Genomic DNA, 24,129 nt, shown 5'->3' on the forward strand with positions numbered 1-24,129 from the left:
AAAATTAGTTAAAAATATTACCTAATTGTAAGTTAAAAAAAGATATAATCGCTTCTTATGGAAAAAGTAAAAGCAAAAAAAGAGTTCGGACAAAATTTTTTAAAAGATGATTTGATACTACACAAAATCATCCAATCGATGCCCCAAAATTCTAATCATATTGTAGAAATAGGGCCTGGATTAGGTGATTTGACTAAAAATTTAGTCAAGTACAAAGATGTGACAGCTTATGAGGTTGATACCGATTTAATTGGTATTTTGAAAGATAAATTTGCAACAGAGATGGAAAACAAAAGATTTGTTTTGAAACATATCGATGTTTTGAAGGCTTGGGATGAGCTAAAATCTCTACATAGTGGTAAATATGACTTAATAGCAAACTTACCATACTATATTGCAACAAATATTATATTAAGAGCATTTGAAGATGAACTTTGCGAACATATTATAGTAATGGTTCAAAAAGAAGTAGCAGAAAAATTTTCTGCAAATGTAAATGATAAAGAGTATTCATCTTTAGGAATAATTACACAGACTATTTCTAAAGAGTCAAAAATTCTTTTTGATGTTCCTAAAGAGGCATTTGACCCAATGCCAAAAGTAACATCTTCAATTCTTTATATAAAAAAAGATTTAAATGCAAAATTTGATAAGGATTTTAATAGATTTTTAAAAGTATGTTTTACACAACCAAGAAAAAAACTATCAAAAAACCTTAGCTCTATTTTGGATAAATCTGAAATTTTAACTATTTTTAATGAGTTAAATTTAAATGAAAACCTAAGACCCCATGAAGTTAGTTCATCTTTGTATAGCCAAATGTATACAAAGGTAAAAAATGGAAGAGATAACTAAAAACGAAACAAATAATGAGATAACGAGCGAACAAACTGTAAGAGAAAACACTCAAGATACAAAACCTCAAAGACGACAAAATAAACCATATTATAAACAAAATAGAGAGTTTAAAGAACAAAATGGTGAAACTACTTTGGAAAACAACTCAATTGATGAGCAAAACCCAAACAAAAAACCTCCTTTTAAAAAGAAAAAGCCAAATAAACCAAAATTTATAAATAAAGATATGCCTACTTCTGGTGATGGTTGGACAAATGACCTTAAAAAATCTTATATGATAAATGAAAAAATTCATAAAGATAGATTAAACCCACACTATAAACTAAACTTAAATACAAATGCCAAAATTAGAATTACTCCACTTGGTGGGTTAAATGAAATTGGTGGAAATATGATGGTTGTTGAAACTGAAAATGAGGCAATTGTTGTAGATGTTGGTATGAGTTTTCCTGATGGTGAAATGCATGGAGTTGATATTTTAATTCCAGATTTTACATATCTTAGAGAGATAAAAGATAAAATTGTTGCTGTTATTATAACTCACGGACACGAAGACCATATTGGTGCTATGCCTTATTTATTTAAAGAGATGCAATTTCCTATTTATGGAAGTCCGCTTCCACTTGAAATGATTGGAAGTAAATTTGATGAGCATAAAATGAGAGAGCATAGAGCCTTATTTAGAGCTATTTCAAAAAGAGTACCAATTAAAATTGGAAATGATTTTGAAATAGAGTGGATGCATATTACTCACTCTATTATTGACTCATCTGCAATTGCGATTAAAACTGCTGCTGGAACGATGATACATACAGGAGATTTCAAAATCGACCATACTCCTTATGATGGTTTTCCAACAGATATTCATAGACTTGCACACTATGGAGAAGAGGGAGTTTTAGTTTTAACATCTGATTCAACAAACTCTCACTCACCAGGGTTTACAAAAACAGAAAAAGCTGTAGGACCTACCTTTGAAAGAATTTTTTCTACTACAAAAGGAAGAGTTATTATGAGTACTTTCTCTTCAAATATTCATAGGGTTGCACAAGCTATTGAAAAAGCTCTAAAATATGGAAGAAAAATCTGTGTTATAGGTCGTTCTATGGAGAAAAACCTAGATATTGCTATGACTTTAGGATATATCAAGTTTCCAAAAGACCAATTTATTGAGGCTCATGAGGTAAATAAATATAGTGATAAAGAGATTATGATTGTAACAACTGGAAGTCAAGGTGAGTCTATGAGTGCTTTATATAGAATGGCAATTCACGAACATAGACATATAAAAATCAAACCAGAAGATCAAATAATTTTATCTTCAAAAGCAATTCCAGGAAATGAAGGAAGTGTCTCAGAGATTATTAATCATCTTTTAAAAGCAGGGGCTAAAGTTGCATACCAAGATTATGCAGATATTCACGTATCTGGACATGCCGCTCAAGAAGAGCAAAAACTAATGCTAAGGCTTATCAAACCTAAATTCTTCTTACCAGTTCATGGAGAGTATAACCATGCTTTAAAACATGGAGAAACTGGAGTTGACTGTGGTGTATTAGAAAGAAATGTTTATGTAATGGGTGATGGTGAGCAAGTTGAAGTTAATCCAAAATATCTTAAAAAAGTGAAAACTGTAAAATCTGGTAAAGTTTACATAGATAATACTTTAAATAATAAGATTTCTGATGATGTTGTAATAGATAGACAAACTATGGCAAAAGAGGGAATAGTTATGATTGTTGCACAAATCAATGAAAATGATAGAACTCTTGAAGGTAAACCAAAAGTTGCTAGTTTTGGATTTATCTCTGATAAACAAGATAGATTTTTTACAACAGAGATAGAAGATATCTTAAATACTTTCCTTGTAAATGCAAAACCAGGTATATTTAAAAATTCAAGAATTTTAGAAGATGAATTAAGAAAAGTTGTAAGAAAACATTGTGTAAGAAAATACAAAAAATACCCAATGATTGTTCCAACTATATTTGTACAATAAGGTAAAAATATGAACTACAAAGAGATAGTAAAAGAAGTTTTACTAACTGAAGCAAGAGAGTTAGAGAGAGCTTCAAACTCTATCTCTTTTGATATTGAAAATATCGTAAATCTAATCGTAAACTCAAAAGGAAAACTAATTGTTACAGGAGTTGGAAAATCTGGTCTTGTTGGAGCTAAAATTGCTGCAACACTTGCAAGTACAGGAACTAGCTCATTTTTTCTTCATCCAACAGAAGCTATGCATGGAGATTTAGGAATGATTGGGAAAGAGGATATTGTTTTAGCAATTTCTTATAGTGGAGAGAGTGAAGAGCTTATTCAAATCTTGCCACATCTGAAAAGATTAAATATCCCGATGATTGCTATGGCAAAAAATCCAAATTCAACTTTGGCAAAATATTCAGACTATTTTATAAATATTGAAGTAGAAAAAGAGGCCTGTCCTCTTGATACTGCTCCAACATCTTCTACAACTTTAACAATGGCAATGGGTGATGCTCTTGCTGTTTGTTTAATGAAAAAAAGAGATTTCAAAAAGGAGGATTTTGCCTCTTTCCACCCAGGTGGATCTTTGGGTAAAAAACTTTTTGTAAAAATTTCTGATTTACTTAGAAAAGATAATCTTCCAATTGTTTCACGTGAAACAAAATTAAAAGATGCCATTATTACTATGAGTAGTGGAAGATTGGGTTCAGTAATTATAGAAGATGAGCAAAATAGGGTGATTGGTATTTTAAGTGATGGCGATTTAAGAAGAGCATTAATGAAAAAAGATTTTTCAATTGACTGTAAAGTTGAAGATATTGCAACATTAAACCCAAGAACATTTGATGATGAAAATTTACTAGCTAGTGATGCTCTACAAATAATAGAAAATTATAAAATTCAACTATTAATTGTTACAGATAAGAGTAAAAAACTTGTAGGAATTTTACATATTCACGATCTTATTGAAGCAGGTATAAAATGAAAAAAGAGTTAGAAAAAAAAGAACATTATGAAATAGTAAGATTAAATAAATTTATTTCGCACAATAGCAACTACTCAAGAAGAGAAGCAGATAAAATTATCGCTGATGGGCTTGTAAGAGTAAATAATAAAGTTGTTACAGATTTAGCTACAAAAGTTAAAACAACAGATAAAGTTGAAATTGGTAAAAAGATTATCAAAGAAGATAAAAATCGACTCTACACTGTTATAGTTTATAACAAACCAAAAGGAGAACTAGTAACAAAAAGTGATCCTCAAGGTAGAAAGACGATTTATGATGGTTTAGAGAGCAAATATAAGCACTTTTTGAGTGTAGGGCGACTTGATTATGCTAGTGAAGGATTATTGCTTTTAAGCGATAGTGTTGATGTTGTAAATAGTTTAATGCACTCAAATCTTGAAAGAGTATATAAAGTAAAAGTAAGTGGATATATAACTCCAGCAATTGAACAAGCAATGCAACAAGGAATTACGATTGAAGATGCAAGAAAAGGTGCTTATGCAAAAACTGCTATAAAATCTATGACTTTTGCTCCATTTTTAGCTTATGATATTCAAACAAATGGAGAAAAATTCTCAAAAATAAAAGTTGTAATAAGCGAAGGAAAGAATAGGGAGCTTAGAAGATTTTTTGCCCACTTTAATCTTGATGTTATGGATTTAAAAAGAGTAGAGTATGGAGGAGTTAGTCTAAATAATCTTCCTACAGGAAAATCAAGATTCCTTACAAAAGAGGAGTATAAAAATCTTAGAATTTTCCTAAATGAAGAAAATGATAGATCTATCTAATAAATATAGACCAACAAGCCTAGATGAGTTTGTTGGTCAATCTCATATTATAGGCTGTGATAAAGCCCTATATAAATTAATAAAACAAAAAGATATTCCACACCTATTTTTTTATGGAAAACCTGGAACTGGAAAAACAACACTAGCAAAAATTATTGCAAAAGAACTAGGAAGTGATTATTACTATTTTAATGCAACAACTATAAAAGTAGAAGATTTAAGAAAGGTATTTGATAGACATAAAGATAGTTTTATTAAACCTTTAATTTTTATAGATGAAGTTCATAGACTTTCAAAAAATCAACAAGAAGTTCTACTTCCTATTATGGAAAATTATAGTGCAAAAATTATTGGAGCAAGTACAGAAAATCCATTTTTCACACTTACTAGTGCTATAAGATCAAGATCATTTACCTACGAATTTATAGCTTTTACCTTTGAAGATATGTTAAAAATACTTGATAAAGTTTTAAAAGATTTTGATATAAAACTTGATACAGAAACAAAAGAGTATTTAATAAACTCAAGCTCTGGTGATGCAAGAGCAATGCTTACACTTTTAAACTTTGCATATAAAATCAATAAAGAGATTGATATAAAGACTTTAAAAGAGTTAAGATCAACTGCAATTGGAGATGGAGTTAGTTCAAGTTCTACACACTATGATTTAGCAAGTGCTATGATAAAATCTTTAAGAGGTTCAAATATTGATGCAGCTTTATACTATATGGCAAGGTTAATAGAAGGTGGGGAAAGTGTAGATTTTATCACTAGAAGACTTGTAATCTTTGCTAGTGAAGATATTGGAAATGCAAATCCAAATGCTTTAAATTTAGCAACAAGTACAATGATAGCTTGTAATAAAATAGGCTATCCAGAAGCTAGGATAATACTTTCTCAATGTGCTGTTTATTTAGCATCAAGTCCAAAATCAAATAGTGCATATAAAGCTATAAATCAAGCTCTTGAACAAATCAAAAGTGGAAAAATACTAGATATTCCAAAGCATTTAGATAGCCAACATATTGGATATTTATATCCACATGATTTTGGTGGATATGTAGAACAAGAGTATTTAAAAGAGGATTTAAAGCTTTATCAATCTTTAGATGTAGGATATGAAAAAACTTTAAATGAGTGGATTAAAAAGATTAGAAATAAAGGTTAGTTTCTTTCATACTTTTTAAAAAAGTATGCAAAATCGAGACACGAGTTACTTTTTTAGGGATTTTTGACATAAATTTCTAAAAATGAAAAACTTGCAAACTAAAGTTTGCTTCAAACAGTTTCATTTTTTAACGAAATTTACTTACAAAAATCTTTATCCTAAAAAAATAAAGTGTCCCTTGCAAAGCAATGGTATTGCCTTACGGCAATATTCTTTAATTTTCCAAAGGAGCTTATGAACTGCCTTTGGCAAAAGGTTTGCATTTTCAAAATGGCGTGAAGAAAAATTTATATAAAAGCCGTTTAAAAAACTCAACTGTTTGAACGAAGTGAGTTTTGAGTTTTTAGGCTTGTTATAAATTTTTTAGCTATTTTGGAACGAGCAAACGATTTTCTTTTGTTACTTTTCTTTGTAAAAAGAAAAGTAAGAGAAGCTCGAAAAAAAGTAAAATTTATTTATATAACATTTTATATTTATATAAAAAAATTAAGATAAGTTATCTTTTAAAACACTTTATACTAAAATAGAATCAAATAATAAATGGAGAAAATATGGAATATTACACTTGGGTATTAAGTCTGCACGTAATAGCAGTTTTATCATGGATGGCGGTGTTATTTTATCTTCCTAGACTCTTTGTATATCATGTAGAAAATATTGATAAAAAAGAGTTTGTTGAAGTTGTAAAGATACAAGAGCTTAAAATAGATGCTTATATAGGACATCCAGCAATGGCTGTAACACTTTTAAGTGGTATTGCTATGATAATATTAAATCCAGTTCTATTAAGCCAAGATTGGATGATTGCAAAGATTGTAGCCCTTCTACTTATGATTGCTTATGCAATATCTTTAACAAAATTTAGAAAGAGTTTAGCAAATTATAGTTGTAATAAAAATGGAAGATTTTTTAGAATGTACAATGAAATACCAACAGGTTTAGCTATTTTAATAGTTACTTATGTGATAACAAAAAATTTATCTTGGATATTTACAGCTATTGTAGTTCTTCTTTTTACATTTATTTGTTACAAAATTATAAATAACAAAAAGGCTTAAATAGATGAGTTTTGAGAAATATTACTTACTTGACACAAATATATTACTAGAAGATGCTACAAATATATTTAGATTAAGTGATGATGGAAAAAATCTAATCATTCTTACAGAAACAGTTTTAGATGAAATTGATAGCAAAAAAAGTGGTTATGATGAGATAAATTTCCAAGCAAGAGAGTTTGCACGAATATTAGAAAATTCAAATATAATAAGTTCAGAAACTTATCAAGACAAAAAAATCATTAGAATAAATCTTATAAATAATAAAAATACCTTTATTGATATTATTTCAAAAGATGAGTATAAAATATCAAGTAAAAATATCTCTTTAAATATTTTAAATGATAGAAAAATTTTAGAACTAGCAAGTGAAATAGAAGATTATTATGAAAATAAAATAAACTTTATCTCTATGGATATTATGGCAAGAACAAGAGCTTTAAGTCTTGATATAAAAACTGATGCACTTCATGGTAAAGATAGTATAGATTTTGATTTCAACTTTATCAAAAATATAGAGATAAACTTTGAAGATTTGGAGCTTCTAGATAATCAAGAGATAATAAAGTTTGATAAAGAACATAAAGAAAATGAGTTCTCATATTGCTTAAAAGTAAAACACTCTGATCAAGTTATTTTAGCATCAATCCAAAACAAAAAGATAAAACTTCTTGATGAAGAGGAGATAAGAAATCAGATAATCACTCCTTTAAATAAAGAGCAACTATTTTTCTCAAATGCACTAATAAATCACTTTTATAATGTATTAATTGTAGAAGCAAAAGCTGGAAGTGGAAAAACTCTTTTAGCATTAAGTGGAGCTTTAAAGCTTGTAAAGCAAAAGTATTTCCAAAAGATTATCTATATAAGAAACTCTATTGAATCCTTAGATAAAGGAGAAGATGTTGGATATTTACCAGGGCTTGAAGAGAAATTTAGAATTTATAACCATCCTCTTATGGATAGTTTAGATTATATCGTAAGAAGTGAACACAAAAGAAAAAGAAGCAAAAGAGTTGAAGTTCCATATACTCCACTTGAAGATAGCGAAGTAAATGCTAGAGTTGAGCAGTTAATATCAACTTATGGAATAGAGACTATGTGGGTAGGAGAGATGAGAGGAAGAACACTATCCAACTCATTTATTATAATTGATGAAGCTCAAAATATGTCAAATAAAACTATGCAGATGGTATTATCAAGAATTGATGACTCTTGTAAAGTAGTAATTCTAGGTTCAAATAAGCAAATTGACAACTTCTATGTAAATAAATATACAAATGCACTAACAACTCTTTTGAAATCAACAAAAAATGAGAATAAATATGTAAATATTTTTGCAATAAAACTTGAAAAAGTTTTAAGAGGACCTATTACAGAGTGGGCTGAAACAATATTTTAATAATACTTTTTTATAAAAATCTTTCATACTTAATATTTGGGGATAAATCCCCAGCATCAAGATATAAATAATGTGATATAATACACAATTAAATTTGCAAAGGAATACACAATGTCACTTCTTCAATATAGTTCAAAAGAGATGTTTTCAGCAACAGACCTTGTAAGAAAAAATAAAACAATTTTTGATAAATTAAATAGTAAAGATATAGAAAAAGCTGTAATATTAAGAGATGGAAAACCAGCTGCAATTCTACTTGATTTTAATGAATATGAAAAAATAATTGAGGAATATTTAGTATTAAAAAACATATCTAAATACAATCAAGATTATAATCAAAATAAAAAAGAAAAAATAGAGTTAGATAAAAAAAGCATTAGTGATGATGATTATAGAAATGCTCTTTTAGAAATTGAAAAACTTGGGCAAAATAATTCTGATAAAGAAAAAATAGGTAAAAGTGAAGCCTTAAAAGATTTCTGGGCTTAAAATAAAAATGTTTCCCGTGAAACATTTTTATTTTAGATAAGTATTCTTATACCACAAAGAAAATATAAAAAGAGAATATAAGTGTTGTTTGAACTTATTCGAACTAGCTAATTCATATATATGTTTCAAATATTTATCATTAAAAAAGTTTGTTTGCTTATTTACTTCTAAAATAGTATCCAAAATAGAGCTTCCAAACTCACTATGAAGCCACTCATTAAAAGGGCTATTAAAACCTTTTTTAGTTCTAGCTATAATCTCTTTTGGAATATATTTATGAGCTATCTTTTTAAGAAGATATTTATTTGTATCTCCTACTTTTATTTTACTATCTATACTAAAGGCATATTTTAAAATATCATTATCCAAAAATGGAGTATGAATTTGCAAAGAGTTTGCCTTTGAAACCTTATAAACTTTTGTTAAAACAGGATTTGCAACCCAAAGTTTTATATCAATATAACTCATCCAATCAACTGCATCTTTTTTTGGAGTTTCACTTTTATAATTTGGTACTTTTATAAAAAGTTTTCTTTTTTGCATATCATTAAAAACTTCACCAAAAGAGTTATAAATATTTTGTTTTTTTATAACTCTTCTTAAATATTCACTCTCTTTTGTATTATTTTGTAAAGCACCAATTATCTCATCAAGGAATAAAAACTGCTCACTATTAAGAGATTTTTCAAACTCATAATATTTTAAAAATTTTGCATAATTATCATATCCTAAAAAAAGTTCATCTGCACCTTCCCCTGATAACAACGAAGTTACACCAAATTCTTTAACATTATTCATCAAGTAATTTAATGGAACAGCTGCACTATCTCCATGAGGCTCATCAAAACTATATAAAGTTTTATAGAAATTCTCTATATATATTTTTTTATCTATTACAATCTCATGATGATTTGAGTTTATATGATTTGAAGTAATTTTAGCAAAGGGAAGTTCACAATAATTTTTATATTCATCATAACCTATACTAAAAGTATCTATTTTTTTGCCAGATATTTTTGTATATATTGAAGAAATTAGAGAGCTATCAACTCCTCCACTTAAAAGTGTGCTAGGAGTTGATTTAAGCCTTTTTTCGATTGAAGTAAATAAAAGCTCTTCTAAATCATTTAATGCCTTTATTTCACAATCTACTGCTTTATATGTGTTTATTTTGTAATATCTTTTCTTAATCAACTCTTTATTGGACTCAAAAACCAAATAAGAACTCTCTTCTAGCTTATAAATATCACTATAAAAAGTATCTTCACCAAAAGTAGAAAAGTGTTGCATATATTTACTAAGTGCTATTTTGTTTATTTTTGGTGTGCTTTTGAGCTCATTTAAGATTTCTTTTATTGAAGTAGAGAATATAAAATTATCATCTTTTATATAGTAAAATAATGGAATATTCCCAAATCTATCACGAGAACAAAAATATAGATTTTTTCTTTTATCATAGATACAAAAAGCAAAAATACCATCTAATTTTGAAATAAAATCAAAGCCAAATTTTAGATATAAATCTTCTAAAAGATAAAATTCATCATCAAAAAGAAACTCATTTTTATTATAAATTTCACCTTCAAAATATATAGTTAAATCTTTAAAATCAAATTTTTTCATAAAAACAGCTCAATAATTTCTATGTAATAATGTAGTAAAAATACAAAAATTGCACTTGATACTAAAATTGTAGCGGCCACTTCTGTTGGTTTTGTGTTGTATATTACAGAAAAATTTACATTATTAACAGCAAGTGGCATCATAAGTTCCATTATTAAAATTGAAGCTACCATTGAGTTAAAATTTGTAAAAGCAACTACAATAAAAACTCCAACAATTGGCAATAAAATATGTTTTGCAAAACTTATTTGCAAAGATAGTTTCCAAGGTAGAGTTTTAATTTTTACACTATAAAGATAAGAACCAAAGATAATTAATTGCAAAGTCAAAGAGGTATAAGCACCCATTTCTAAAGCAAAATCAAACTCTTTTGGAATAGGAATAGAATAATAGTTAAATAAAAGTGCAAAAAGTGCAAACCAAATAACAGGAATTCTAAAAATAGATTTTATTGACTCTTTAAAATTAAATTTATCTCTAGCAAAAAAATAGATTGAAAAGGTGTACATAAAAAAGATATTTGCAATATTTATGATACTTGTATAGGGTACACTTTGCTCACCAAAAAGTGCAATTCCAAGTGGAATTCCAAGATTTCCAGTATTTCCTATTAAAGCTGTTGCTAAAAAGATATTTTCATCTGTTTTTGATGAAAATATAAATCTTGAGTAAAGTAACATTAAAAGTAAAGTAACTCCCATACAAAGTAAAAAGAATAGAGGAGACATAATAAATTCATAGTTTATTGGTTCTTTTGTTAAACCCCAAAAAATCATAATTGGTTGAAGAAAATATAAAGAGAGAAGAACAAATGATTTTTCATCTATTTGGGTTTTTAGCCTTTTTTTTGCAACAAAACCCAAAAAGATAAAAAAATAAATAGGTATAACTGAGAGTAAAGCTTCTATTTTTTATCCTTTTGTAGCAGTTCTTAAACTGCTACAATTCCTTTAATCATATAATAAATTCCAGCTGCTAAAAGTGCAGATGCAGGTACAGTTATAACCCATGCTGCAACAATCTTTTTCACAGCATCTCTTTTTACATATTTTGCACCTTTTGCTTGTTTGAAATCTTTTTTCTCTTGTTTTACTTGAGCTTCTATTTCATCAATTTTTTTGAATAATTCAACAATTTTTATATATGTTTGTTTATTTTTATCTTTAACAGCTTCAAGTTTAGATAAATCTGCTTGAGATTTTTCAAGCTCTTTTTTATGCTTTTTGAACTTTTCTCTAATATCTTGAACATAATTCTTTTCACTCATATCAAGAGCTTCTCTTAAGAAACCAACACCAAATACACCACCAATTGCAATATGAGTAGAAGAAACTGGAAGTCCCAGTTGACTTGCAAGAATAACTGTTACAGCTGTTGCCATAGCTACAGAAAATGCTCTCATCTGGTCAAGCTCTGTAATTTCACTACCAACAGTTTTTATAAGTCTTGGTCCATATAATACCAATCCAATTACAATTCCTATAGCACCAACAAACATAATCCAAAATGGTACAGATGCTTGTATGCTACTTCCACCATGCATTATTGCATCATTTATAGCGGCAAGTGGACCAATTGCATTTGAAACATCATTAGCACCATGTGCAAATGATAATAGTGCTGCACCAAATATTAGAGCAGGTGTAAAAAGTTTATTAACACTTGATCTATCATTTGTTAAATTTGATAAATTCTTTTCAATACTTTTTTTAGTGAGATAATAAGCTACAATAGCAAATAAAATACTTATTCCTGAAGCACTATAAAATCCTATATTTATTAACTGTTTTAAACCTTTTAGAATAAGATAAGTTGTAAATGCCCAAGTCATTATTGCAATTAAAATGGGAACAAATTTTTGCGCTTGTTCAAGCATATTCTCTTTGTAAACAATCTGTTTTTTTATGAAATATAAGAAACCAGCTGCAACAATACCACCTAGTATAGGAGATATAATCCACGAAGATGCAATTTCAAATAAACTTCCCCAATTTAAAATAGAAAAACCAGCACTTGCAATTCCAGCTCCCATTACTCCACCAACTATTGCATGTGTTGTTGAAACTGGAGCTCCAATAGATGTTGCAAAATTTAACCAAACAGCACCAGCAAGAAGTCCAGCTGTCATAGCCCAAATAAATGAATTTTTATCTGCAATTAAATTTGGGTCTATAATTCCACTTTTGATTGTATTTACAACATCACCTCCTGCTATAATTGCTCCAGCACTTTCAAATATTCCTGCTATTATAATTGCACCTGTTAAGGTTAAAGCTTTTGCTCCAACTGATGGTCCTACATTATTTGCAACATCATTTGCTCCAATATTTAAAGCCATGTAAGCGCCAAAAATAGCACCAATTATTAAAAAAGTATTGTCGGGTACTTTACCGTGAGATGAATATGTCCAAAGAAATACAGCTAATAAAAATAGCAAAGAGAGAGATAATTTTGCAAAGCTTGAGATAGATTTTTCGGTGGCACTTTCTATGGTTTTTATGGTCTTCATATCCATGAATTATCCTTATGTAATAAAAATGTAATACAAATATTATAGTCCAAATAATCTTATTTATATATTATAAAAAGTGCTTTATTAGAAAGAATAATTTTTTATAGGAATTTGTAAATTAGCTAAAAGAAGAGATTAATCTCTTCTTCTACTTCTTTGAGCTCTTGGTGGCTTATCTGTATTTGGTTTTTGTGATGATGAAGAACTTCTTTGTCTTCTTGAACCTGAATCATCTCTATCTCTTCTTTCAGATCTATCACCTCTGTTTCTATCTCTTCTGTAGTTATCTCGTCTTCCGCCTCGATTTCTACCACCTCTATCATCATTTCTATCATTTTTCCCAAGCATCTCTAAAAGTTTTTTAATATCAATTTCACTTTTACCTATGTTGTTATTTCCTTTAACATAAGTTTTAGAAGCAATAATTGAAGCTAATTTAAATGCAATTGTAGAAATATCAAACTCTTCTTTTAGCTCTTCAACAATAGAAATAGCATAATCTTTTATCTCTTGATCAAGAATAGTCTGTTTTAACTCATCAATCTTTTTTTGTTTTACTGTATTTATATTTGGAACAACTTTTGATTCAAGTCTTGTACCAATAGTTTTTTCAATTCTTTGAAGTGTTCTAAATTCATGCGGAGTTACAATAGAAATTGCCATTCCATCTTTTCCTGCTCGTCCTGTTCTTCCAATTCTATGAACATAAGACTCTCCATCAAAAGGTAAATGATAGTTAAATACATGTGTTACATCATTTACATCAAGTCCTCTGGCTGCAACATCTGTTGCTATTAAAACTTCAAGTTTTGAAGATTTAAATGCTCTAATAGCTTCTTCTCTTTGTTTTTGCTCCATATCACCGTGTAGTGCTTTTGCCATAAATCCTTGAGAAACTAAAAAAGTTGATAATCTATCAACATCTTTTTTTGTTCTACAAAATATAATAGATTTTTTTGGATTTTTATAATCAAAAAGTCTAATAAGAGCATCATCTCTCTCTTTTTCATCTACTACATAAAAAGATTGTGTAATATTTTTATTTGTTACATCAGCTTTTGTAATTGTTACAAATTCTGGCTCTTTTAATATTGTTTTTGCAAGATTTTTAATAGCAACTGGCATTGTTGCAGAGAAAAGTAAAGTTTGTCTCTCTTCAGGTAAAAATGTAAAAATCTCTTTTATATCATCCAAAAATCCCATATCAAGCATCTCATCTGCTTCATCTAAGATTACAAATCTTGGTTTAATTTTTATTTGTTCATTTCTTAATAAATCAAGAAGTCTTCCAGGAGTTGCTACTATTACATTTGAAGTTTCAAGTAATTTTATCTGTCTTGAATAAGATTGTCCACCATAAACAGTTGCAGTGTTTACTCCTAGGTGCTTTCCAAATTTGTATAGCTCATCGCTTACTTGCATTGCTAGTTCTCTTGTTGGAACAATCACTAATGCTTCTCCAGCTTTTTTTCCTAATTTATTTAAAATTGGAAGTCCAAATGCTGCTGTTTTACCAGTTCCTGTATGAGCTTGTCCTACAATATCCTTTCCATCAAGAATATGTGGAATTGCCTCTATTTGTATTGGGCTTGGTTCTTTAAATCCTGCTTCTTCTATTGCTTTTTGCAGAAGCTCTTTAAAATTGAAATCGTTAAAAGTCATTTTTTATCCTCTTTAGGTATATATTTTCAGTATACACTCCTATATTGAAAAAACCTTTCTATTGAATGTATTATCAAGCATAAAAAATTATGTAAGTTTTTAGTATAAAATTACTAAATTTTAAAAAAGATAGGCATATAAATGTGTATAAATCGGCGGATTATAGCTAAGTTTATATTAAGTTTTGCTTTAAGGGAAAACCCTTAAAACATTTTATTTATATACTATCAAGACCTTTGTAGTCTTCAAGGTATTTTGTATCGTAGTTATTACTTATAAAGTCTTTATTTAACATCATTTTTTTATGAAATGGAATATTTGTTTTAATTCCTTCAACTTCAAATTCACTTAAAGCTCTTTTCATAATATTAATTGCTTTTTCTCTATCTCTTCCCCAAACGATTAGTTTTCCAATCATTGAGTCATAGTGAGGTGGTACTATATAGTTTGTGTAAATATGAGAATCAACTCTTACATTTCTTCCACCTGGAACCATCCATTGAGTTATTTTTCCAGGACAAGGTAAAAATGTATTTGGATCTTCAGCTGTAATTCTACACTCAATTGCATGACCTCTAAATTTAATAGTCTCTTGAGCAGGTAAAGCTTCACCTTGTGCAACTTTAATCATCCACTCAATAATATCAAGACCTGAAACCATTTCTGAAACTGGATGTTCTACTTGAAGTCTTGTATTCATCTCCATAAAATAGATATTTTGCTTATCATCTGCTAAAAATTCAAAAGTTCCAGCACCCTCATATTTTAAATATTTAGTAGCCTTAATTGCAACTTCATGAAGTTTTGCTCTTGTTTCGTCATTTAATAAAATTGCAGGTGATTCTTCTAAAACTTTTTGGTGTCTTCTTTGAAGTGAACAATCTCGCTCCCCAATATGAATAGCATTTCCATGACTATCTCCAATTACTTGAACTTCAATATGTCTTGGATTATTAATAAATCTTTCAAGATACATTGTTCCATCACCAAAGGCTGCTAGTGCTTCACTTGAAGCTGCAAGATATTGTTGATCAAAATCTCTCTCTTCTTTGATTAATCTCATACCTCTTCCACCACCACCAGCGGCGGCTTTAGCCATAATTGGATAACCAATTTCACGTGCAATTTTTTTACCCTCATCAAGAGTTCTTACAGCACCCTTGCTTCCTGGAACAACAGGAACTCCAGCTTTTATCATCTCTTCTTTTGCTTTTGATTTATCAGCCATTTTTTCCATAACTTCTGAAGATGGTCCAATAAATTTGATATTGTGTAGTTTACAAATCTCTACAAAATCTTGATTTTCAGATAAAAACCCATAACCTGGGAAAATTGCATCACAACCTGTCATTTCAGCTGCAGTTATAATTGCAGGGATATTTAAGTATGATTCACTTGATTTTGCTCCACCTATACAAACAGCTTCATCAGCATGTTTTAAATATGAAGCATTTTTATCTCCTGCACTATAAATAGCAACAGATTTTTTACCCATCTCTTTAATAGTTCTAATAGCTCTTTGAACTATTTCACCTCTATTTGCTATTAAAATCTTTTTGATTTCTGCCATATTTTACTACTTATACTTTTTCTACTACGAAAATTGGCATATCATATTCAACTGGATCACCATTTTGAACTAAAATATCAACAATTTTACAATCATATTCAGCTTCAACTTCATTCATAATTTTCATAGCCTCTAAAATACATAGAGTTTGCCCTTTTCTTACAATATCACCAATCCCACAAAAAGCTGGTGAATCAGGAGATGGAGAAGAGTAGTATGTTCCTACCATTGGAGCATTTATTGTAATACCACTTGCTGATACTTCTTGTTTTACTTCACTTGAAGCAGGAGAAGAAGATGCTACAGATGTAGAAATAGCTTGAACAGGAGCAACAGCTTGAACCATAGGAGTTGTAGAAACAGTAGTAACTCCACCTTCAAAACCTCTTTGCATAGAGATTTCAAACTCTGCTTCTTTAATTCTTAGTTTATTAAGTTCACTTTTGTCGAAAACTCTAATTAACTCTTTGATGTCTTTAAAATCCATATTTAGCCTTTATTTTAATAAAAATTTTTCATCATATTATCAAAATATTTCTAATATATGTATTTTTTCATAAGAAAATAAGCAATTTTTAAGATTTTGAATTAAAATCTCTCTTCTGATATAATCAAATAATTTTTTTTAGGAATAAACAAATGTTAAATGATAGAAGCTTTATAAACATAGCAAAAGAGATAGCACTTGCTTCAAAATGTGTTTCAAAACAAGTTGGAGCTGTAATTGTAAAAGATGGAAGAATTTTATCAACAGGCTACAACGGAACACCAGCTGGATACAAAAATTGTTGTGATTTTTGGGATGGACAATATACAAAAGAGCATCACGATTGGTCTAAAACTTATGAAATTCATGCAGAAATGAATGCTATTATTTGGGCTGCAAGAAAAGGAATAAGCATAGAAGGTGGTACAATTTATGTAACTTTAGAACCTTGTAGCGAATGTTCAAAAAATTTAATTGCAAGTGGAATTAAAAGAATAGTCTATGAAAAAGCTTATGAACATACAAACTCTAGTATTATTTCTAAATTTTTAGAAGATAATGGGGTTAAGATTGAGCAGATTTCACAAAATTAGGTTTTAAATTTAATACTGTAATCTCACTACTAGCTCCAAGTCTCATAGGTGGTCCCCAAAAACCTGTTCCTTTATTTACATAGACTTGTGTAAATTCATTGTGTTGCTGAAGCCCTTTTACATAAGGTTGTTCTAGTTTTACCAAAAAGTTAAAAGGGAAAATTTGCCCACCGTGAGTATGTCCACAAAGAACTAAATCGATTTTACTTGTATCATCTAAATCTTTTAAATATTTTGGTTGATGTGCTAAAAGTATTGTTGGACTATTTTTACAATCTTCCAATGCTCTATTTATATCAGGTTCATATGAACCATATTTAAATCCAAATCTATCATAAACTCCAGCCAAATTAAAACCTTTGCTTTCATCTCCAATATAGATATTTTCATTTTCTAAAGTTTTTATTCCTAGAGAATTTACATAATCGATAATCGATACAACTCCGTGGAAATATTCGTGGTTACCAACAATGAAATATGTTCCATAAACACTTTTAATATTTTTTAATTCATCTAAAGCAGATTTTGCAAACTCTAGTTTTGTATCAACCAAATCACCTGTAATTACTACAACATCTGCACCTAAAATATTTACTTTTTTTACTAAATCACTTATAAACTTTTTATCAATTAAGCCACCAATATGAATATCACTTAATTGAACTATTTTATATGGTATTTTTAAACTGTTTATTTTAACATCAACAACTTCTATATCTATATTTCGTGCATTATCCATAGCTTTTAGGTTTGTTGCTATGATAAGTGAAGTTGCTCCAATGTCAATTGTTTTTTTGAAAAAATTTCTTCTTTTTGTAGATAATTTTGTCTTTTTAAAACCAATTGAGATGATGTCATGAAAAATAGTGATAATAAATGTTAAAAATATCACCCCAATTGGTAGGGAAAGGAGAAAATAGAGCCAGTTAGGCACTACGGGGAAATATCTAGCCATAGGGTACATTAATGCACCAAAAAATGTTAAATATAATGCAAAGCTAAAATACTTCTTAGTTTTAAGATTAAAATCTAGTTTATTTATAAACCGTTTTCTTATTATATAGGTCTGAAAGGAGAAGGCTACAAAATAAACTAAGAAAAAAATCATAAAACTCATAAGGGAATTATAAAAAGTTTAGGTTAATAGTTTTTTAATAGAGTGTTAATGATTTCCACAATTTAGTAATTTTTGTAAGTAATAGAATATTATTTACTACTTATTAGTAATTATTTCATCTGTTCCATCAAAAATCACAAAACTATAAAAGTTTTTTTATCTCATCAACCAAAGCTTTTATCTCTTTTTTTGTATGTGTAAAATGAACTCCAACTCTAAGCCATCCTGGTCTGTTTTTCATATCTACTTTTTTCAAGCCCAATAAATCGTGTCCATAAGGTCCAGCACAAGAACATCCAGCTCTAGTTTGAAAACCACTATTTGATAGCTTTTCACATAAAGAGTAGGGATTAAAACCTTTTATATTAAAAGATACTATTCCTATATTTTGACTTTTTTTATTTCCGTAAATTACCAAATTTGGAATAGTTTTCAACTCTTCCAAAAGATAAGCATACAACTCTTTTTTCTTCTCTTCAATAAAATCAAAACCTATTTCATTTCGTAAACTATATGCTAAAGCAGCTCTAACAAATTGAGTAATAGCAGGAGTTCCTGCATCTTCTCTTATTTCTATATCTTTTTCATAAATTTGGCTAGTTTTGTTTACATATCTTACAGTTCCACCACCTGCAAAACTTGGAGCTAGTTTTGTATCAACTAAATATTTTTTTACTAGTAAAATACCACAAGAACCAACTCCACCCAAAAGTTTATGAGCAGATAAAAACAGAACATCATAATATGAAGATGAGATATTCATATAAGAACTTGAAGCTGCCGCATCAAAGCAAACTATTGCTTTATACTTTCGCAATAAATTTGAGATTTTTTTGTAGCAAGTTATTATCCCACTTACATTTGAAGCTATTGTAAATGAGCCAATTATCTCTCTATGCTTATTTTTTTCTAGGATTTTTTCAAGATGTTTTAAATCTATCAAACCATCTTTTCTTAACTTTACTCTTTTAACTTCAGCCAAACTCTCTCTAAAGCTTACTTCATTTGAGTGGTGTTCATAAGGTCCAACTATTACCAAAGGAAGAGATTTTTTATTTACTTTTACTCTTTGCAAAGTTTTTGGTGGAATATAAAGCCCCAAAAGCTCTTGAAATTTCTTTATAGCTGCACTTGCTCCAGAGCCACAGGGCAAAATTGCAAAACTATCATCAATCTCAAGGGATTTTCTCAAACTTTCTCTTGCACCTTCATAATAAGATGTAGTTATTTTGGCATTTCCACTCTCTTTTGAGTGAGTATTTGCATATGTTTCAAGCAAATCAAAAATACGATTTTCAATAGTCCTAAATGCTAAGCCTGAAGCTGTAAAATCAAAGTATCTATCTTTATTTTTTCCTATTGTATTGTATTTTAGGAAGTTGTCTTTATCTATATTTTCATTTAAAAATGGTCTATAAATATCTTTTTGCATAAAATCATCTCTTTTTATAATTAGTAAAATTTATATAAGAGATAATTTTATCTTATTTGTATTTTAAATCTATTTAATTTGACTATAAATATTTATTTTATATGAAACAAGTTCTCTTTTTATAATATCATTTAATGTATTTCCAAAAATTACGGGAAGATTTTCACTTAAAATCACACCTTTTAAAAACTCCTTTTTCAAAAGAGAGTAAAAAATCAAAATTCCAGCTCCAATTCCTGTTGGATACGATACATAAGTACTCCCACTATAAAGTGTTTTCACAAGATCTGTATATTTACTAAAACTAAGCCCAATAGATTCTATACTTTTTATTTTTTTCTTCTTTTTTGGCTCTAAAATTTCTATATAAATATCAGCAATTGCACTAAACTCTGCATATTTTATAGTCTTCTTTTTTATATAATCTTCAATAACTTCAGGGCTTTTCATCTTTGGAATTACATTTTTAATAATACTATTTACCGATATTTTTTCATTTTCATTTCCTATGCAGTACTTATTTGAAAAAAGATTTAATTGATATAAATTCTTCATCAACTCAAGCTCATTTCCACCAATATTTAATTTAATATTTTCAATTTCAGGAAAGCTCTGTTTTAAGGAAATTAACTCCTCTTGAAAAACTGGATAAACATCTATGATATTTCTAAAATATGGAAATTTATAGAGTTTTGATTTAGAAAATGGTTCAATAGTTTTTGCTTTATTATTCTTAAAAAATATTGGAGAAAATGCCAATTCATCAATAGCTACTTTTGGCGACCAAGAGAATATTAGTTTTTTTGACTGTATCTCTTCAAGTAAGTTTAACTCAAGTTTTGTGATTTTCACATCATAAGGAAGATTTTTCAAAGAGTTTATTCTCTCACCAATTAAAAAATTTGTAATACCTGGTGAAATTCCAAGATTAAGTAGGGCAAAAAGATTTTTGTTTTTAAACTCTTGCTCTAAGCTTTGTTGCTCGAATTTTAACTTATTTATCACATCTTCATTATAAATATCACTTGCCAAATCAGCATAATTTGAGTTAAATTCTAGTGCTAGTTTCATAATATTTATGTTATAGCTAGGTGTAGAAGAGTTTATAAAAATATCATAAGCTTTTAAATCCTTTTTGTATTTTTGGGGATTATCAAAAATATCTTCAAATTTTTCTACTTCTAAAAACTTTGAACTTTCAAGAAGTTCACTATTTTTATAAAAGTGCATTTTTGCTTTTTTAACACTTCTTACAACAAATAAAAACTCTACACAACTTTTTAGATTTTTACTAGATTGTTCACATAAAAGTGTTGAAATAACACTACAAACAGCACCTACACCAAAAAAAACAACTCGCATAAATCCCCCAATCTTATTTAAAATATGATAATATCACCATAATTTTATTTCAAAGGCACTTAATATGCAAAAACAAAAACCTTATTTAGATAGTTTTCCTGATGTTAATGGGTATTTTGGGAAATTTGGTGGTTCATATATTCCACCAGAACTTGAAAAACCATTTTTTGAAATTAATGAAGCATATACCAAACTATCAAAAGATTTTACTTTTTTAAATGAGTTAAAAACTATTAGAAAACATTATCAAGGACGACCAACTCCAACATATTTTGCAAAAAATTTATCACAAAGTGTTGGTGCAAATATCTATTTAAAAAGAGAAGATTTAAATCATACAGGAGCTCACAAACTGAATCACTGTATGGCTGAAGCACTTTTGGCAAAATATTTAGGTAAAAAGAAATTAATAGCTGAAACAGGAGCAGGGCAACACGGAGTTGCACTGGCAACTGCCGCTGCATATTTTGGTTTAGAGTGCGAAATTCATATGGGTGAAGTGGATATAAAAAAAGAGTATCCAAATGTTGCTAGAATGAAAATTTTAGGAGCAAAAATTGTACCTGCAACAAAGGGTTTAAAAACTTTAAAAGAGGCGGTTGATAGTGCTTTTGAAAGCTATTTAAATGATACAGAAAACTCAATGTTTGCAATAGGTTCAGTTGTAGGTCCTCATCCTTTTCCAAAAATGATTAGAGATTTTCAAAGTGTAATAGGTTTTGAAGCAAAAGAGCAATTTATAGAAATGACAGGAAAACTTCCTGATATGGTAACCGCTTGTGTTGGTGGTGGAAGCAATGCTATGGGAATTTTTAGTGCTTTTATAGATGAAAGTGTAAAACTATATGCAGTTGAACCAGCAGGAAAGGGTGATAAAATAGGCGAACACAGTGCAAGTCTGACTTATGGGAAAGAAGGAATTATGCATGGCTTTAACTCTATAATGTTAAGTGATGAACAAGGAAATCCAGCACCAGTTCATAGTATTGGAAGTGGGATAGATTATCCTAGTGTTGGTCCAGAGCATGCATATTTAAATAGTATAGGAAGAACAAATATAGGGCTTTGTAGTGATGAAGAAGCTGTTGAAGCATTTTATATGTTATCAAGAATGGAAGGAATAATTCCAGCACTTGAATCAGCTCATGCAGTTGCTTTTGCACTAAAATATGCAAAAGAGCATAAAGATGAAGCTATTTTAGTAAGCTTAAGTGGTAGAGGCGATAAAGATATAGATTTTGTTTTAGAAAATTATCCTAGATAAATAAAAAGTGGTATTTAAATACCACTTTTTACTATTTTATCAAAGACTTACCAGCTAAGTAACCACTAGCCCATGCAAAGTGAAGATTGTAACCACCTCTATTTCCTACAATATCTAAAACTTCTCCAGCAAAAAATAGATTTTTACACAATTTACTCTCATAAGTTTTATTATCAACTTCAGCTGTTCGCACTCCTCCACCACTAGCTTCAGAGTGTGCAAAACCTTGAGTATCTATGACTTTCATTTTCCACGAATTAAGTTGATATGCCAAAGTTTTTATCTGTTTTGTATTTATCTCATTGGCTTTTGTGTTTAAGTCAATTTTACAAATATTTAGTAAAATTGGAGCTATTTTATTTGATACAAGTCCAGTTAAAATATCTACTGCTCTTTGATTTGCTAAAGTTTTAAACAAAGTTTGTATTTGGTTTGCTAAATCATTTGCACTTGTTTTTGGAAAAAAGTTTATTCGCAACTCCACATCAAAATTTTGTATAAGATTTAAAACAGCTTTTTGAGAAATATCCAAAATAGCAAAACCAGAAACTCCATAAGTTGTAAACAAAACATCACCAAAAATCTCTTGCTCAAAATTTCCATTTACATATAAAGCGACATTGCACTCTTTTTTTACACCTTGAAGTTTTCCGTTATATGTTTCTTTTGTTTGAAGCCCAACAAGGCTAGGATATGTTGGATTAAAAGTGTGTCCAAAACTTGAAGCCAACTCAAGTCCAATTTCTGTTGAGTTTAATTGTGGAGCAGCACCCAAACCACTTGAGATTAAAACTTTATCATAAGATTTAAACTCTTTTTCATTTGCAATAACAGTGAATTTATCATCTTTTTTTTCTATATTTTGCACAAAGTGTTCACAAAATATATTAACTCCTAACTCTTCCAAAGCTAAAGAGAAAAGGTTTACAACAGATTTTGCCTCGTTTGATAGTGGATAAACTTTGCCACTTTCTTTTATATCAAGAAGTAATCCTATACTTTTACAAAATTTAGAGAATGCAGTAAAATCAAACTCTTTTAGAGCAAAATCCACAAAGCTAGAGTTTTCTCCAATATAATTTTTTGATGAAATTGTTGTATTTGAGATATTGCATCTTCCATTTCCAGAAGCTAATATCTTTTTTCCTATGCTTTTATTTGCATCAAAAATATCTATTTCTATATTTTTATTTAATCTTTTTGCTGTTATTGCTGAAATTATACCAGCTGCTCCTGCTCCAATTATTGCTATTTTCAAACTTTGTCCTAATTTTTCATCTTTTTTAAAAATAGATTATAGCAAAATTAGATTTATCTACATTTCTAATAAATTATAATATTTATTTTTAGTTCATCTTTTATATACTACTATTCAAATTTATAAGTTGAAAGATTTGGCTTAATGAAAAAAATGGGTTGCTAAATTATCATTTTTTATTATAGTTACTTAGATATTCATCTATAAGTTTTATCTTTCTTTTTTTAGCTAATCCTTGATGTAATTTTGTTAGTTTTTTAAGATGTGAAAACACTCCACCGTCTAAAGAGTTAGTTGTATTGGGAAAGTGTAGTTTTTTGAATTTTTTATATGTAAAAAGATATGGCAGATTTGTTTTTAAACTTTTATAGGCTGATAATAGTCTTGGATGAGTTGGTGAATATTTGAGAGTATTAGGATTCAAAGATTGCTCTTCTAGGAAAGATTTATACTTTATGTACCAAATATTAAGTGCCTCTTCAAAGCTTTCTTTT

At 28.7% G+C, this 24,129-nt stretch carries 20 protein-coding genes and 1 pseudogene; 10 read left to right on the forward strand and 11 right to left on the reverse strand.

All coding sequences use genetic code 11. The features are described from left to right. The first annotated feature begins 57 nt into the window (after window positions 1-57). From rsmA to IQC44_RS01065, 8 genes are all read left to right on the forward strand, one after another. The gene (gene rsmA / locus IQC44_RS01030; RefSeq protein ID WP_198304337.1) at window positions 58-855 is read left to right on the forward strand and encodes a 16S rRNA (adenine(1518)-N(6)/adenine(1519)-N(6))-dimethyltransferase RsmA; all 798 of its coding nucleotides are present in this window, start codon (window positions 58-60) and stop codon (window positions 853-855) included. After that, on the forward strand, window positions 839-2,857 hold the full coding sequence (locus IQC44_RS01035) for a ribonuclease J (protein ID WP_198304338.1): 2,019 nt from the start codon (window positions 839-841) through the stop codon (window positions 2,855-2,857). The genes rsmA and IQC44_RS01035 overlap by 17 nt, the downstream gene beginning before the upstream one ends. Window positions 2,858-2,866: 9 nt before the next feature. After that, the gene (locus IQC44_RS01040) at window positions 2,867-3,829 is read left to right on the forward strand and encodes a KpsF/GutQ family sugar-phosphate isomerase (RefSeq protein WP_198304339.1); all 963 of its coding nucleotides are present in this window, start codon (window positions 2,867-2,869) and stop codon (window positions 3,827-3,829) included. Next, complete coding sequence (locus IQC44_RS01045) at window positions 3,826-4,638, forward strand: pseudouridine synthase (protein ID WP_198304340.1); 813 nt, start codon at window positions 3,826-3,828, stop codon at window positions 4,636-4,638. The genes IQC44_RS01040 and IQC44_RS01045 overlap by 4 nt, the downstream gene beginning before the upstream one ends. After that, on the forward strand, window positions 4,622-5,806 hold the full coding sequence (locus IQC44_RS01050; protein ID WP_198304341.1) for a replication-associated recombination protein A: 1,185 nt from the start codon (window positions 4,622-4,624) through the stop codon (window positions 5,804-5,806). Before IQC44_RS01045 ends, IQC44_RS01050 begins: the two co-directional genes overlap by 17 nt. Before the next feature lie 551 nt (window positions 5,807-6,357). After that, window positions 6,358-6,864: a protoporphyrinogen oxidase HemJ gene (gene hemJ, locus IQC44_RS01055; RefSeq protein WP_198304342.1), complete on the forward strand. Its 507-nt coding sequence runs from the start codon at window positions 6,358-6,360 to the stop codon at window positions 6,862-6,864. Between the two features lie 4 nt (window positions 6,865-6,868). Further along, complete coding sequence (locus IQC44_RS01060; protein WP_198304343.1) at window positions 6,869-8,266, forward strand: PhoH family protein; 1,398 nt, start codon at window positions 6,869-6,871, stop codon at window positions 8,264-8,266. Window positions 8,267-8,377: 111 nt separating this feature from the next. Beyond that, the gene (locus tag IQC44_RS01065) at window positions 8,378-8,755 is read left to right on the forward strand and encodes a hypothetical protein (RefSeq protein ID WP_198304344.1); all 378 of its coding nucleotides are present in this window, start codon (window positions 8,378-8,380) and stop codon (window positions 8,753-8,755) included. Window positions 8,756-8,782: 27 nt separating this feature from the next. On the opposite strand, the gene IQC44_RS01070 is transcribed toward IQC44_RS01065, so the two are convergent. The 6 genes from IQC44_RS01070 to accB all read right to left on the reverse strand — a co-directional run bounded on the left by IQC44_RS01070 (window position 8,783) and on the right by accB (window position 16,609). Next, on the reverse strand, window positions 8,783-10,378 hold the full coding sequence (locus IQC44_RS01070; protein WP_198304345.1) for an asparagine synthetase B family protein: 1,596 nt from the start codon (window positions 10,376-10,378) through the stop codon (window positions 8,783-8,785). Then, entirely contained in the window at window positions 10,375-11,286 is a 912-nt protein-coding gene (locus tag IQC44_RS01075; RefSeq protein WP_198304362.1) for an AEC family transporter, read from the reverse strand. The genes IQC44_RS01070 and IQC44_RS01075 overlap by 4 nt, the downstream gene beginning before the upstream one ends. Window positions 11,287-11,309: 23 nt before the next feature. Beyond that, window positions 11,310-12,893, reverse strand: coding sequence for an inorganic phosphate transporter (locus tag IQC44_RS01080; RefSeq protein ID WP_198304346.1), 1,584 nt, complete (start codon window positions 12,891-12,893; stop codon window positions 11,310-11,312). 132 nt (window positions 12,894-13,025) lie between these two features. Next, window positions 13,026-14,552, reverse strand: coding sequence for a DEAD/DEAH box helicase (locus tag IQC44_RS01085; protein ID WP_198304347.1), 1,527 nt, complete (start codon window positions 14,550-14,552; stop codon window positions 13,026-13,028). Window positions 14,553-14,769: 217 nt separating this feature from the next. Continuing rightward, a complete protein-coding gene (locus IQC44_RS01090; protein ID WP_198304348.1) occupies window positions 14,770-16,122 on the reverse strand; it encodes an acetyl-CoA carboxylase biotin carboxylase subunit in 1,353 nt (450 codons plus the stop codon). A gap of 10 nt (window positions 16,123-16,132) precedes the next feature. Continuing rightward, window positions 16,133-16,609 (reverse strand): acetyl-CoA carboxylase biotin carboxyl carrier protein, encoded by a 477-nt coding sequence (accB, locus tag IQC44_RS01095; protein WP_198304349.1) that lies wholly within the window; start codon window positions 16,607-16,609, stop codon window positions 16,133-16,135. 152 nt (window positions 16,610-16,761) lie between these two features. Between accB and IQC44_RS01100 the strand changes: the two genes are divergently transcribed. Next, complete coding sequence (locus IQC44_RS01100) at window positions 16,762-17,202, forward strand: deoxycytidylate deaminase (RefSeq protein WP_198304350.1); 441 nt, start codon at window positions 16,762-16,764, stop codon at window positions 17,200-17,202. On the opposite strand, the gene IQC44_RS01105 is transcribed toward IQC44_RS01100, so the two are convergent. The 3 genes from IQC44_RS01105 to IQC44_RS01115 form a co-directional block, all read right to left on the reverse strand. Further along, on the reverse strand, window positions 17,174-18,094 hold the full coding sequence (locus tag IQC44_RS01105; protein ID WP_257120150.1) for a metallophosphoesterase: 921 nt from the start codon (window positions 18,092-18,094) through the stop codon (window positions 17,174-17,176). The two genes, IQC44_RS01100 and IQC44_RS01105, sit on opposite strands and share 29 nt — an antisense overlap. Window positions 18,095-18,461: 367 nt before the next feature. Beyond that, window positions 18,462-19,751 (reverse strand): aminotransferase class V-fold PLP-dependent enzyme, encoded by a 1,290-nt coding sequence (locus tag IQC44_RS01110; RefSeq protein WP_198304352.1) that lies wholly within the window; start codon window positions 19,749-19,751, stop codon window positions 18,462-18,464. Window positions 19,752-19,820: 69 nt separating this feature from the next. Next, on the reverse strand, window positions 19,821-21,113 hold the full coding sequence (locus IQC44_RS01115) for a saccharopine dehydrogenase family protein (RefSeq protein ID WP_198304353.1): 1,293 nt from the start codon (window positions 21,111-21,113) through the stop codon (window positions 19,821-19,823). A gap of 64 nt (window positions 21,114-21,177) precedes the next feature. On the opposite strand from IQC44_RS01115, the gene trpB reads away from it, so the two are divergent. Further along, window positions 21,178-22,377 carry a tryptophan synthase subunit beta gene (gene trpB, locus IQC44_RS01120; RefSeq protein ID WP_198304354.1) on the forward strand — a complete coding sequence of 400 codons (1,200 nt, stop codon included), beginning with the start codon at window positions 21,178-21,180 and terminating at the stop codon, window positions 22,375-22,377. Between the two features lie 31 nt (window positions 22,378-22,408). On the opposite strand, the gene IQC44_RS01125 is transcribed toward trpB, so the two are convergent. Together IQC44_RS01125 and IQC44_RS01130 are read right to left on the reverse strand one after the other, a co-directional pair. Then, the gene (locus IQC44_RS01125; RefSeq protein ID WP_198304355.1) at window positions 22,409-23,635 is read right to left on the reverse strand and encodes a BaiN/RdsA family NAD(P)/FAD-dependent oxidoreductase; all 1,227 of its coding nucleotides are present in this window, start codon (window positions 23,633-23,635) and stop codon (window positions 22,409-22,411) included. A 169-nt stretch (window positions 23,636-23,804) separates the two neighbouring features. Further along, window positions 23,805-24,129, reverse strand: a pseudogene (locus IQC44_RS01130) (IS256 family transposase, variant Zn-binding type); the annotation flags it as partial.

Origin of the sequence: Arcobacter vandammei, from assembly GCF_016106035.1 — a bacterium.
Taxonomy (GTDB): domain Bacteria; phylum Campylobacterota; class Campylobacteria; order Campylobacterales; family Arcobacteraceae; genus Aliarcobacter; species Aliarcobacter vandammei.